General features: G+C 37.4%; 8 protein-coding genes and 1 pseudogene. 6 read left to right on the forward strand and 3 right to left on the reverse strand.

Annotation, left to right across the window (positions count from 1 at the left end):
• Positions 1 to 213: pseudogene (locus tag AP75_RS07755) on the reverse strand (IS1595 family transposase); the annotation flags it as partial.
• A gap of 164 nt (positions 214 to 377) precedes the next feature.
• On the reverse strand, positions 378 to 2,504 hold the full coding sequence (locus tag AP75_RS07760; RefSeq protein ID WP_031503297.1) for a catalase: 2,127 nt from the start codon (positions 2,502 to 2,504) through the stop codon (positions 378 to 380).
• Positions 2,505 to 3,621: 1,117 nt separating this feature from the next.
• Between AP75_RS07760 and AP75_RS07765 the strand changes: the two genes are divergently transcribed.
• Both AP75_RS07765 and AP75_RS07770 read left to right on the forward strand, forming a co-directional pair.
• The gene (locus AP75_RS07765; RefSeq protein WP_088264132.1) at positions 3,622 to 4,656 is read left to right on the forward strand and encodes an acyl-CoA reductase; all 1,035 of its coding nucleotides are present in this window, start codon (positions 3,622 to 3,624) and stop codon (positions 4,654 to 4,656) included.
• A gap of 11 nt (positions 4,657 to 4,667) precedes the next feature.
• The gene (locus tag AP75_RS07770; protein ID WP_051872646.1) at positions 4,668 to 5,519 is read left to right on the forward strand and encodes an aldose 1-epimerase family protein; all 852 of its coding nucleotides are present in this window, start codon (positions 4,668 to 4,670) and stop codon (positions 5,517 to 5,519) included.
• 7 nt (positions 5,520 to 5,526) lie between these two features.
• Here the strand turns inward: AP75_RS07770 and AP75_RS07775 are convergent, their stop codons facing one another.
• Positions 5,527 to 5,835: a DUF4286 family protein gene (locus AP75_RS07775; RefSeq protein ID WP_031503294.1), complete on the reverse strand. Its 309-nt coding sequence runs from the start codon at positions 5,833 to 5,835 to the stop codon at positions 5,527 to 5,529.
• 150 nt (positions 5,836 to 5,985) lie between these two features.
• Between AP75_RS07775 and gyrA the strand changes: the two genes are divergently transcribed.
• From gyrA to mnmE, 4 genes are all read left to right on the forward strand, one after another.
• Complete coding sequence (gene gyrA / locus AP75_RS07780; RefSeq protein ID WP_034767261.1) at positions 5,986 to 8,649, forward strand: DNA gyrase subunit A; 2,664 nt, start codon at positions 5,986 to 5,988, stop codon at positions 8,647 to 8,649.
• Between the two features lie 29 nt (positions 8,650 to 8,678).
• The gene (locus tag AP75_RS07785; RefSeq protein WP_088264134.1) at positions 8,679 to 10,067 is read left to right on the forward strand and encodes a tetratricopeptide repeat protein; all 1,389 of its coding nucleotides are present in this window, start codon (positions 8,679 to 8,681) and stop codon (positions 10,065 to 10,067) included.
• A gap of 177 nt (positions 10,068 to 10,244) precedes the next feature.
• The gene (locus AP75_RS07790; RefSeq protein ID WP_031503292.1) at positions 10,245 to 12,017 is read left to right on the forward strand and encodes an aminopeptidase P family protein; all 1,773 of its coding nucleotides are present in this window, start codon (positions 10,245 to 10,247) and stop codon (positions 12,015 to 12,017) included.
• Between the two features lie 129 nt (positions 12,018 to 12,146).
• The gene (gene mnmE / locus AP75_RS07795) at positions 12,147 to 13,532 is read left to right on the forward strand and encodes a tRNA uridine-5-carboxymethylaminomethyl(34) synthesis GTPase MnmE (protein ID WP_088264136.1); all 1,386 of its coding nucleotides are present in this window, start codon (positions 12,147 to 12,149) and stop codon (positions 13,530 to 13,532) included.
• Positions 13,533 to 13,600 lie beyond the last annotated feature (68 nt).

The following is a 13,600-nucleotide window of genomic DNA, read 5'->3' on the forward strand; positions in this document are numbered from 1 at the left end:
AAAAGAAAGATTGGAGTTTTGCATGATTGTTCCGCTTTTCAAAGAGGTTCTGCTGCGGCATTTCTTGCATTCGTAAGTCCAAATGCTTTTAATCCAGAAATGCTCCTTGTGGCCGCATTTGCAAAATACTCCGATTTTGTCTCTCTGAGCCTTAAAATGAATTCTGCAATCTTCTTCTGTCCCAAAATGAGCCGTAAAACTAAATATATCCATATAATTACCTAAATTACAGTCAAATATAGTGAATTATTCCTAATTACGGATATTCATAAAAAAAATATCCTCAAATTATAATTTTACCAAAAGAGGTTTCAATTTATATTTAAGGATATGGTTAAAATGATAACATTACCAGTAAGTTAAAATTCTGATATTTATTATTTTAGTTTCGGTTCTCGATCCCAATTTCTGTGTTGTTTTAAAGTATTTATAAATTTTTTAACATCACTAGTCAGGATAAATGCTTTATCGTCTTTGCCTGCCTTTGCAAAAAGTGGCGCCTTAGAATAAAACATTTCAGAACCATTACAGCCGCCAATCACTTTGCAATGTTTGATGGCATCATTTGCAAATTCCACCGCGTTGGAAATTTCTGATACCGCCTTGAAATTTTGCTCACCGCCCACAATATATACTGCGTCAAAAAGGACAGAAGCTGTATTAAAGTAAGTGTCCTTTACCTCAAATTCCTTTCCTTCGCTATCTTTCACTTTTCCTAATTTTGGAGCAATAGGGCAAGCTTCAGCTCCTTCCTTCTCTAATTCATTATTAAGTTCGGCAAAAGAACCAGCATCAAAACCATCCGTAACAAAAACCGCTATTTTTCTAGATTTTATACTATCTTTTTTAGTATTCGCCATACTTAAAGCGTCCGATTTTTTGGTAGCTGGCTCTTTGATTACTGATGCCACATCTGCCGGACTTTGGTCTGCATTGTGTACATGGTTATCTACTGGTACTGCTTCTTTCGGTGCCTCTAAGCCTAATTTCTCTGCCACATACGATGAAAGATCTAAACTGATATTGCTAAGTTGCTGAACGACTCTTTGGCGAATTGCCGGGGATTTTACCTTTGATAATTCAAATGAAAATGCGTCTTTTATATGATTTTTTTCGTACGTGGATTGGGAGTTAAAGAACATTTTTGCTTGACTGTAATGGTCCCGGAAACTTTCGCTTCTGCCTCTTATGATATGTGCATCAATTTTTTCACCATGAGAAATGAAACCGCCTTCTGTTGCTTTTGCTAAGAAAGGACAGCCACCTGCAACCGAATTTGGAGTGTAATGCGATTTTTCTTTATAGATTCTATGCTGTGCAAAACCATCCCGAAGTGTATTATGAGCATCATTTAATGGTCTGTTGATTGGAAGTTGAGTGAAATTAGCTCCGCCTAATCGATGCATTTGTGTATCGTGATAAGAAAAAATTCTTCCCTGCAATAAGGGATCATTACTGAAATCAATCCCAGGAACAATATTTCCCGGAGAGAAAGCGGACTGCTCGTTTTCCGCGAAGAAATTGTCAGGATTTCTATTTAAAGTCATCTTCCCAATAATTTCTACAGGAACTAATTCTTCAGGAATCAATTTGGTGGGGTCTAGAATATCAAAATCAAATTTAAACTCATCTTCTTCAGGAATAATCTGTACGCCAAATTCCCATTCTGGGAAATTGCCTTTTTCAATGTTTTCCCATAAATCTTCACGGTGGAAATCTGAATTTTTTCCGGAAATCTTTTGCGCTTCATCCCAACAAACGGAATGTACACCCAAAACCGGCTTCCAGTGGAATTTTACAAAATGCGCTTTCCCTTTTTTATTTACTAATTTGAAAGTATGCACTCCAAAACCTTCCATCATTCTTAAGCTTCTCGGGATCGCTCTGTCGCTCATCGTCCACATGATCATGTGCGAGGCTTCCGGAGATAGAGAAACAAAATCCCAGAAGGTATCGTGAGCGGATGCGGCTTGTGGCATTTCATTATCAGGTTCCGGTTTTACAGCATGCACAACATCCGGAAATTTCATTGCATCCTGAATGAAAAATACCGGTATATTATTTCCAACGAGGTCGAAATTACCCTGGTTGGTATAAAATTTTACTGCAAATCCTCTTACATCTCGAGCCAAATCTGTCGAACCTTTAAATCCTGCTACAGTGGAAAGCCTCACAAACACTGGGGTTTCTTTTCCGACGCCATTGAGAAAATCGGCGGAAGTGTATTCGCTCATATCTTTTTGAAGGGTGAAAACCCCATGCGCCGCCGCAGCTCTCGCGTGCACAACCCTTTCTGGGATTCTTTCCCGGTCGAAATGTGCTAGTTTTTCTCTCAAAAGAAAATCTTCTAAAAGCGAAGGTCCTCTTTCTCCTGCTTTCAAAGAATTGTGAGAATCATGTACGGGAATGCCGTGTTCTGATACGAAAGTTTTTCCGTCGTTCGAGATGAAGTTTTTAGAAAGGTCATCAATTTTTGCGCTGTGATTTGGTTTTTCTTTTTTCATAATATAATATTTATTTGCTTTGATTTTTTTTATCTTTTTCGAGTACCTCACTACAATTGCATGTACTACGCCGTTGCTTTAAAGTAAATAACCAGCAATCCTTTTAATGTTAAAGGAAAATTTAATTTAAAATCCATCTCATACGGGCTATGCTAATCAATTGTAATCAACACTAATGCGTTCTCTGAAAAGTCCCAGGTAGGATAATTAAATTCCTATATAATAGAAGGGATCATTTCTACATTTGCTATCAAGTGTCAATGTAAACTCCAAATTATTTTACCGCATAGAATCATATTTTGATTAACCATGAAAGGTGCATCATTTAACTTTTTAACCATGGCAAATTAAATGCCATTTTTAAATTGTATGAATTATTTTTTTGTGAAATTTTCGTCCGAATGATAAAATAGGCCAACAGATTGATCATTCTATTTTTTTTTTAAAAGTCCATTTTATTTTTTAATAGTTTATCAATGCGATTAACTTCATTAAAATTTTTCTATTTTTTAAGATCGAAATTCAATATACAACAATTTCCAATCCTTCATTTTTACAAGGAAACAAGATTAGTTTGATAGTCAAGTTGGTATAAAAAAGAAAAGCATTTTTTTTGTCTCTAAAAATTAATTTTAAAATCATAATTTAAAACTTTTAAATTTTATTTAAAGTTAATAATAAAGTTGTATGAAAATTAATTTATTTGACAGAAAGTTTACATATTATTAAATATGATTATTGCATGCATTTTCCTAGCATAGAAAATTGTGCTATAGAGTGTTCGCTTTATGGAACGGTAGAGTAGAAGACGAAATTTTTTGTAGCTATTGCGAAAATTGCTAAATCCATTACCTCAAACCTTCTAAGGATAAGGGTATTTTATAACGTATATGCGTAAACAAAATGCTTCCAACAATTACCGTTGCACCAATTTGCACTCCGTTCGACAATTAAGTATCTTTGCCAACGAAAATGATGCACGATCATTCAAGTTTTCATGCGCTGTTGAAATGCCGTATCTAAATGAGAAAGCTACAGATACTTCTTTTTCAGATGATTTTAAATGATTTATCGGACCTGCGCAAAATGATCAACAATCAGCCAATATTTCCATACCATGAATAAAGAAAAACAAATTTCAGGGCTTTGCCAACTTAGTGCATTTCTGTTGAATTTTTTAGATAGAACCCCTGAAAATTATACCGAGGATGACGAAAAAATTTTATCAATTTTAAGAAAATCGGAGATCGAAAATTCGTGGTTTACCCTGGAAAATCAAAAATTTTCTTTAAGACAATGGGCGAATTTATTGACGCAAGAAAAATTAAATCAATGGCTTTCCAATTATAAAACGCCGATCCATTCTAAAAAAGTAGGATTAATTCTTGCCGGAAATATCCCAATGGTCGGATTTCATGATGTGATCTCGGTGGTTTTGAGTAATCATATTCCACTGATTAAATTATCTTCCAAAGACCGACAATTACTGCCTTTTCTACTGCGAAAATGGAATGAATTCTCTGAAGGAACGGTTCCATTTCAGTTGGTTGAAAAACTTGAGGATTTCGATGCGGTAATTGCTACCGGAAGCAACAATACAGCGAGATATCTTGAATATTATTTTAAAAATCACTTGAGCATTATCCGCAAAAACAGAACTTCGATTGCGGTTCTGAAAGGCGACGAAACCGAAGCGGAATTGCAGCTTTTAGCTGAAGATATTTTTAGGTATTATGGTTTGGGATGCAGAAATGTGACTCGACTTTTTATCCCTGAAGAGATGAAAGTTGATATTCTTTTTGAGAATTTTTTAAATTTCAAAGAAGTCATCAACCATCATAAGTACGCTAATAACTACGAATACAACCGCGCAGTTTACCTGCTTAATCAAGTGAAATTCTGGGATAATAATTTTGTGATGCTGAAGGAAGATAATGATTTATTTTCTCCTCTTTCGGTGATTAATTTTTCAAGATATTCCTCGATCGAAGAAGTAGAGCAATTTATTGGTGAAAATGACGAAAATATTCAAGCAGTTGTTGCAAAACAAATATTGGGATTGGATTCCATTAACTTTGGCGAAGCACAAAATCCGGGATTGGAAGTTTATGCGGACAACGTCGATACGATGAGGTTTTTAGAAGTAATTTAAGCCAATATATCTTGCAAAATATTACGATAAAGAATGAATTTCTGAAAGTAGAAATCTGCCCAAAAGGAGCGGAATTGGTTTCAGTTTATAAAGGTCAGGAAAATTTTTTATGGGAAATCGATCGAAGTTTTTGGGACAAAACTTCGCCTGTTTTGTTTCCGATTGTTGGCGGATTAAAGGATGGTTCCTATGAATTTAATGGACGAAAATATCAATTGCCAAGACATGGTTTTGCTAGAGATTATGATTTTGAAATTACTGAAAGTACGGAAGAGTCTGCGACATTTACTTTAAAACATTCTCACCAAACGCTTGAAATTTATCCATTCGAATTCACTTTAAGTATAAAATATTATATCCTTGAAAGTAAATTATTTATTCAATATATCGTAACCAATACTTCAAGCATCAATATGTATTATTCAATTGGTGCGCATCCAGCTTTTTCTATCGTTGGAAGTTTCGTGGATTATAATTTGGAATTTGATCGAGCAGATAATTTAACTACTTATAAATTATCGAACAATTTATTTTCCGGCGACACGAATGAAATTGTTTTGGAGGACAATGTTCTTCCGTTGAATTATTCGTTATTCGAGCAAGATGCAATCGTTTTAAAAAACGCTACCACTTCTCATTTAACTCTGCTTAAAAATAAGGTTCCAAAATTTAAAGTGAGTTTTCCTGATTTTCCATTTCTAGGAATTTGGACCAAGAAAAAAGCCCCTTTTATCTGCATCGAACCATGGCTTGGACTCGCAGATATTCATCACACATCTGGTAAACTCGAAGAAAAGGAAGGGATTCTTTCTTTGGCTCCAGGATCCACTCAATCGCATCAGTGGAATGTAGAATTTTATTAATTGAAATTTATTTCTGTTTTGGATTCAGCAAGGTGGCAAACACCATTACTTCGTCTCCGAACTGGTCTTCGATTCTTTCGGTGATATTTTTCAGCTCAATATCAATGAATTCTTGGCGTTTCTCCGTGTTATCAAACATTAGTAAAAGATTGGTGTTCTTACCCTCGTTAATCATGTCGCTTTCTACATCGGAAAGGATGTAATTTTCCACATCCATCAGGTTTTCGATCATTTCGAAGAGCGTGTTTTCCGTGTAGCGATCCCATGATGAACTGATGTTGCTGGTAGAATGAAAAGTAAGACTTAAAACGCTCATTTTTTTTAACTTTTTTTAAGATTTATTGTCGATAATTCTAGCACAAAAATCGGTAAAATTTTCGTAAATTAGCCCGTTCTTAAATGTAGAAAAATAAGAATAATTAGGCATTTTTATAAATGCTTGATTTTCAATTTATTAAAATAGATTATGCAAAAAGAAGGAGAAAGGTTAATACCTATCAACATTGTTGATGAAATGAAATCCTCTTATATCGATTATTCGATGTCGGTAATTGTTTCCAGAGCTTTACCCGATGTAAGAGATGGCTTAAAGCCCGTTCACAGAAGAGTTTTATATGGTATGTACGGATTGGGGGTATTTTCGAATAGGAAATATTTGAAATCGGCAAGAATCGTGGGGGATGTTTTAGGTAAGTACCATCCACATGGGGATTCCTCGGTATATGATGCAATGGTACGTATGGCACAACCGTGGAGTTTGCGTTATCCACAAGTTGATGGACAGGGGAACTTTGGTTCCATGGATGGGGATCCGCCTGCAGCAATGCGTTACACGGAAGCAAGATTGAAAAAGATTTCCGACGAAATTCTAGCTGATTTGGATAAAGAAACCGTTGATTTCCAAAATAACTTCGACGACTCGCTTACAGAGCCAACCGTAATGCCTACAAAAATCCCAAATCTTTTGGTGAATGGTACTTCGGGTATCGCGGTAGGTATGGCGACCAATATGGCACCTCATAATCTTTCAGAATGTATCGATGCGATTGTTGCCTATATCGATAATAACGAAATCACCATCGACGAGCTGATGAAACACATCATCGCTCCGGATTTCCCAACTGGTGGTATTATTTACGGTTACGATGGGGTTCGCGATGCTTTTCATACCGGAAGAGGGCGTATTATTCTTCGTGCTAAAGTAAACTTCGAAGAGGTTGGCAACAGAAATGCCATTATCATTACGGAAATCCCTTATCAGGTGAATAAAGCCGAAATGATTGCCAGAACAGCAGAACTGGTGAAAGACGATAAAATTCCGGGAATTTATGAAATCCGGGATGAGTCTGACCGAAGTGGTTTAAGAATCGTGTACGAACTGAAGAACGATGCAATCCCGAATGTTGTTCTCAATATGCTATACAAATACACTTCATTGCAAACTTCTTTCAGTGTGAATAATATCGCATTGGTAAAAGGAAGACCTGAGCAGTTGAATTTAAAGCAAATCATTCATCATTTTGTAGATCACCGTCACGAAATCATCGTCCGAAGAACCGAATACGAACTTAGAAAAGCCAAAGAAAGAGCGCATATCCTCGAAGGCTTCATGAAGGTCATCGGAACTCAGGATGATTTGGATAAAGCTATTGCCATCATTCGTCACAGTTCGAATCCAGCTGAAGCGAAAGATGGATTAATGAAGGAATTTGATCTTTCCGAAATTCAGGCGCAAGCGGTATTGGATTTAAGATTGGCGAGGTTGACCGGAATGGAGCTCGACAAAATCCGTGCGGAATATGAAGAAATTATGAATTTAATTAGAGATTATGAAGATATCTTATCCAACGAACCTCGACGTTACCAAATTATTAAAACCGAATTATTAGAGGTTAAAGAAAAATACGGCGACGAGAGACGTTCCGAAATCGATTATTCAGGAGGCGAAATGTCGATTGAAGATCTTATTCCGGATGAAAAAGTAGTTCTTACAATTTCTCACGCTGGTTATATCAAAAGAACGTCTCTTTCCGAATATAAAATTCAAAGTAGAGGCGGCGTAGGAAACCGTGCTGCAACAACCAGAGACGAAGATTTCTTAGAATACATCGTGGCGGCGACCAATCACCAATACATGTTGTTCTTTACGGAAAAAGGAAAATGTTTCTGGCTAAGAGTATTTGAAATTCCTGAAGGTTCCAAAACAGCAAAAGGAAGAGCGGTACAAAATTTAATCAACATTGAACCGGATGATAAAATTAAAGCGTATATCCGAACCAATGATTTGAAAGATGTCGATTACATCAACCAAATGAATGTGGTGATGATTACCAAGAATGGTACCATCAAGAAAACTTCTTTGGAAGCGTATTCCAGACCAAGAACCAACGGGGTAAATGCCATTGAAATCCGAGATAATGACCAATTATTAGGAGCAAGATTAACCAATGGAAATTCCGAAATCATGATCGCTACCAAAAACGGAAAATGTATCCGTTTTCCAGAAGAAAAGGCAAGAGCAGTAGGTAGAGGATCTATCGGAGTTCGCGGAATTTCTTTGGAAGATAATGATGAAGTTATTGGTATGATTGTTGTGAACGATGTGCAGAATGAAACCGTTTTGGTAGTTTCCGAAAAAGGTTATGGTAAACGTACCGCAGTGGAAGATTACCGCGTTACCAACCGTGGCGGAAAAGGGGTAATTACCTTAAATATTACTGAAAAAACAGGTAATTTGATTGCAATACAAAACGTAACTGATGAAGATGGATTAATGATCATCAATAAATCCGGAGTTGCCATAAGAATGGGAATGAACGAAATCCGCGTGATGGGTAGAAATACACAAGGTGTAAAGATGATTAACCTTAAAAACAATGATTCCATCGCGGCAATTGCCAAAGTGGAAATGGATAAAGATGTAGAAGAAGTCGAAGAAGCAGAAAATCCGGAAGCTGAACTTCCAGGTGCTGTAGATTCGGTACTTCCTGAATTTAAAGATGCTCCTCAAACCGGTGATAACGCGATAAGCAATATGGGCGACGCCGAATATCTAAAGAAAATCGAAGAACAGGAAGCAGAAGAAAATAAAAAAATAGAAAATGAAAATGATTCCGAGGAATCAGAATAGGACCAAACGTTTTTTTTAATTTAAATATCATGAAAAAAATATTTTTAAGCATTGCTCTAGTTTCAGCAACCATAGCATTTGCACAAAAGAAAGAAATCGCAGCAGCTGTGAAAGCAATTGATGCGGGAGATGTTGCTACTGCCAATGCGCAGATCTCAGCAGCTGAATCGGTAATGGCAGGCAAAATCCACTTGTTGGAGCCTTCTGTTCAGGAGCAATATTATTATGCAAAAGGGTTAGCGCTGTTGAAATCTGGCAAAAACGCCGATGGTGCAACTTACCTTGCGAAAATGAGCGACTTGGGTAAAGAAAAAATTTACAGCGGAAAAGATGCTTCTAAAAACAAGGTGTATTTCGTTGGAAAAGCTGCAGCTGACCAATCCGGAATCCAAGGTTTGAAAGAAGAATCCTATACCACTACTTTAACAGGAAAAATTGGGAATACCATCAATCCACTGATCGATGCTGCCAACAAATCAGCAATGGACGCGTATAATGCTAAAAACTACGCTGCCGCTGCACCTAAATTTAAAGAAGTGTACGACTTGTTGAAAGCTGGTGGACAAGATAATAAACAATACCTTTATTATTCAGGATTAAATTATGCTTTGGCTGAAAAAAAACCTGAAGCAATCGCTGTTTACAATGATTTGATCAATTCTGGATACACTGGAGAAAATACTTCTTATGTTGCCAAAAACAAAAAATCAGGTGCGGTAGAATCTTTGGATAAAGCGTCTTGGGATTTGTACAAAAAAATGGGTGCAACTTCCGATTATACCGATTTCAAGACCGAAACTACTCCAAGCATTGAGAAAGAATTGTACGAAACCAATGCAGCTTTGTTGATCGAAGCGGGTAGAACGGATGAAGCTTTAGCATTAATCGAAAAAGGATTGAAAAAATTCCCTTCAAGTGCAAAACTTTCAGAACTTCAAGGAACAGCTTACTATAAATCGGGGAAAATGGATGCTTTCGTGGCAAACTTAAAAGCTCAAACCGAGAAAAATCCTACTGATGCTAACAACTGGTACAACCTTGGAGTGCTTCAAAGCAAAGATCCTGCAACTGTGAATGATGCCATCGCTTCTTATAAAAAAGCAGTGGAGTTGAAACCAAATTTCGCACAAGCTTGGCAAAACCTTACCTATGTTACAATGGGCGACGATGCTAAGGCGACTGATGAATACAACGCAGCAAAAAAAGCCGGTAAAACTGAAACAGCCAACAAAATCATCGAAGCTAGAAGAGCTAGATTGGCTACTACTTTACCATACGCTGAAAAATGGTACGAAAACGATCCGGAAAATATCGATGCGGTGACTTTGTTGAAAGGTCTTTATTTATCCAATAAAAAGGAAGCTAAATTCCAGGAATTTAAAGCAAAAGAAGCTTCAATGAAAGCTGCCGGAAAATAATCCGTAACAGTTTTTTATAACTTTATTATCAAGTGTACTGAACTCAGTTTCAGTGCACTTTTTTTGTTTTAATAGCTAATGATTTTATGATGGATGTTTTATTTTAGGAAAAATTTAAGTCTTAAAACCATCTTGAATTCTCATTTTCTTCGTAAATTCACGCAAAATTTAAAGATTATGAATTCCTTAGAGAAAATATCGGCATTGCGCCAAAAAATGACAGAAAACCACATCGATGCCTTCATCGTATATTCCGCAGATCCGCACATGAGCGAATATTTGCCCAAAGAATGGCAAGAGCGCAACTGGATTTCCGGATTTACAGGTTCCGCGGGTTTTGTAGTTTTCACCAAGGATAAAGCAGGATTGTGGACGGATGGTAGATATTTTGTTCAAGCTGCTGCTGAACTAAAAGATTCCGGAATCGAACTGATGAAAATGGGTGAGGAAAACACTCCGGATTATATCGATTGGATCATTTCACAACTCCCGAATGGCGGAAAAGTCGCTGTAAATGCAGTAGCAACTTCACATGCCAACTGGGAAGATCTTCACCAAAAACTATCTCGAAAAAATATAGAACTGCTCGATTTACCTTTGTTAAAAGACGTTTGGACCAACCGTAATACGGACGCTCAGAAAAATCCGGTGTTCGTTCATCCGGTGGAAAGAGCCGGAAAATCTGTTGCCCAAAAACTCTTGGATATCCGTCAGAAAATGGAAGGCCTCGGTGCTTCAGTTCATATTATTTCCAGTCTTGATGATGTTGCGTGGACTTTAAACTTAAGAGGAAGCGATGTACAGTCGAATCCTGTGTTTTTAGGATATATTATTTTGACTAAAAATGAAGCAAAACTCTTCGTAGATCTCGAAAAGCTTGATGTTGATGCTAGAAAACAAATGGAGGATTCGCAGGTAAAAATGTTGCCTTATGAGGATTTCTACACCGAACTTCAAGCCATCCAAAATGAAAAAATATTGGTTTCTCCGAACAGCAACCAATCGATTTTCGAAGCTTTAAAAGAGAAAAATACTTTGATCATAGCACCTGTTCCTGGAAATTTAATGAAAGCCATTAAAAACGAAACCGAATTACAAGGATTCCGCACCGTGATGCAACGCGATGGAGTAGCGATGGTGAAATTCCTCTACTGGCTCACTCACCAAGCCGGAAAAGAACCGATGACCGAATATTCAATTGGTGAAAAATTGTATGGTTTCAGAAAAGAAGGTAAGAATTTCGTGGGCGAAAGTTTCGGAAGCATCATTGGATATAAAGAAAATGGAGCGATTATGCACTATTCTGCACCCAAAGAAGGCAGTAAATCTGTGACCAATGATTCCTCAATTTTAGTAGATTCCGGAGGTCAGTATTTGGAAGGAACTACCGACATTACCAGAACTTTGGCTTTAGGAGCGGTTTCAGATGAGTTCAAACGCAATTCAACTTTAGCTTTGAAAGGATTAATTCAACTATCTATGGTGAAATTTCCTAAAGGAACTCGAGGCGTTCAGTTGGATGCTTTCGCGAGACTTGCGCTTTGGAAAGAAGGAAAAGACTATAACCACGGCACCGGACACGGTGTTGGAAGTTTCATGAATGTTCATGAAGGTCCCCAAAATATCCGCAAAGACATGAATTTCCAGGAACTGATTCCGGGAATGGTCGTTTCCAATGAGCCTGGTTTCTACCTCGAAAATCACTACGGAATCCGTCACGAAAACCTAATTGCCGTAAAAGAAGTAGAACAAACCGAATTTGGAACTTTTTATGAATTCGAAACCCTTACCATTTGTCCGTTTGACCGCAATGTGATCGATGTTTCCTTACTTACAGAACCGGAAATCAACTGGCTCAATGCTTACCACGATTGGTGTAAAGAGAAATTAGCCGACGATTTGGAAGGTGAAGTGAAAGAATGGTTTTTAGAACTGGTAAAACCTCTTTAAATAGAATTTAAAACCCTTTGAAAGTGCAGCATTTGTTGCACTTTTTTTATTTTTAATGATCATTATTAAAGATAAATTTCATTTAAAATGGAAAGAAATAGGTCGAGAAGTTTTGCTTAAATTTGCAACATGAACAAAGACACCATCTGTGCATTGGCGACTGCCAACGGAATAGGAGCGCTCGGAATCATCCGCCTTTCCGGGGATGACGCGGTAAGTATTGCCCAAAAATCTTTCAAAGGGAAAAATCTGGAAAAACAGAAAAGCCATACCGTACATTACGGCTACATCGTGGATGGCGAAGAAATCATCGATGAAATTATGGTTTCGGTTTTTTTGGCTCCAAAAACGTTCACTACAGAAAATGTGGTGGAAATTTCCTTTCACGGTTCGCCTTTCATTGGGAAAAGAATTCTTGAAGTTTTAATTAAAAACGGAGCGAGAATGGCGAAAGCCGGCGAATTTACCATGCGTGCGTTCATGAATGGAAGAATTGATCTTTCTCAGGCAGAAGCGATTGCAGATATAATTGCCAGCGAAAATGAAGCGTCCAGAAAAGTGGCGATTAATCAGCTCAAAGGAGGAATAACTAGCGAAATTTCGATTCTAAGAACCGATTTGCTCAATTTTGTATCGTTAATAGAACTTGAATTGGATTTTGCAGAAGAGGATGTAGAATTTGCTGACAGAACAGCACTTACCGGTCTTTTAAAAAGAATTGAAGACAAATTAAAATCACTTATCGAAAGTTTCGAGTACGGGAATGCGGTGAAAAATGGAGTAGCAGTGGCGATTTTAGGGAAACCCAATGCTGGAAAATCAACTTTGTTAAATGCCCTGCTTAAAGAAGAACGAGCGATTGTAAGCAATATCGCAGGAACAACCCGCGACACGATCGAAGAATTGCTGCACATTAAAGGAAATGCTTTCCGGTTGATTGATACCGCGGGTTTAAGGGAAACTACCGATGAAATCGAGAAAATCGGTGTGAAAAAAGCCATTGAAAAAGTGGAGCAGGCGGAAATCCTGATTTATCTCATCGATTCTGCAACCAATGATTTTACCGAAGATCTATTGATGATTAAGCCCTTGCTTCGTGACGATTTAAAACTCATCATTTGTGCGACCAAAATTGATGAAGTCGTACCGTCACAGCATGAAAAAATGGAAGCTTTGCTAAGACAGGAAATCGCACAGGAATTTGATTTCATCAAAATATCAGCACTGGAAAACCAAAACCTTCAGGATCTGAAAAACGAGCTTTCCTCTTATGTTGAAGAGCTTAAAACAGAAGAAAATAATGTCGTAATCACCAACCAACGACACTTTCAGGCATTACAAAATTCCCTGGAATCCGTTCAGAAAGTAGAAGAGGCGGTACACACCAAAATCTCCACCGAACTCTTGGCCTACGAACTTCGCAACGCCCTGGAATACCTCGGCGAAATTTCCGGAGAATTTACCAACGACGAAGTCTTAGGCAATATTTTTTCTAAGTTTTGTATCGGAAAGTAAATCTACAAACCTTCCAGTCCATTTCCAACGTTTTAAGAGTCTTCAATCTAATATCAGGATACAGTAGT

The sequence above is a fragment of the Kaistella haifensis DSM 19056 genome (genome assembly GCF_000735695.2).
Taxonomy (GTDB): domain Bacteria; phylum Bacteroidota; class Bacteroidia; order Flavobacteriales; family Weeksellaceae; genus Kaistella; species Kaistella haifensis.

Coding starts and splice junctions, on each gene's coding strand:
- AP75_RS07760 (WP_031503297.1), bottom strand. CDS start 2,504: ATGAAAAAAGAAAAACCAAATCACAGCGCAAAAATTGATGACCTTTCT.
- AP75_RS07765 (WP_088264132.1), top strand. CDS start 3,622: ATGAATAAAGAAAAACAAATTTCAGGGCTTTGCCAACTTAGTGCATTT.
- AP75_RS07775 (WP_031503294.1), bottom strand. CDS start 5,835: ATGAGCGTTTTAAGTCTTACTTTTCATTCTACCAGCAACATCAGTTCA.
- gyrA (WP_034767261.1), top strand. CDS start 5,986: ATGCAAAAAGAAGGAGAAAGGTTAATACCTATCAACATTGTTGATGAA.
- AP75_RS07785 (WP_088264134.1), top strand. CDS start 8,679: ATGAAAAAAATATTTTTAAGCATTGCTCTAGTTTCAGCAACCATAGCA.
- AP75_RS07790 (WP_031503292.1), top strand. CDS start 10,245: ATGAATTCCTTAGAGAAAATATCGGCATTGCGCCAAAAAATGACAGAA.
- mnmE (WP_088264136.1), top strand. CDS start 12,147: ATGAACAAAGACACCATCTGTGCATTGGCGACTGCCAACGGAATAGGA.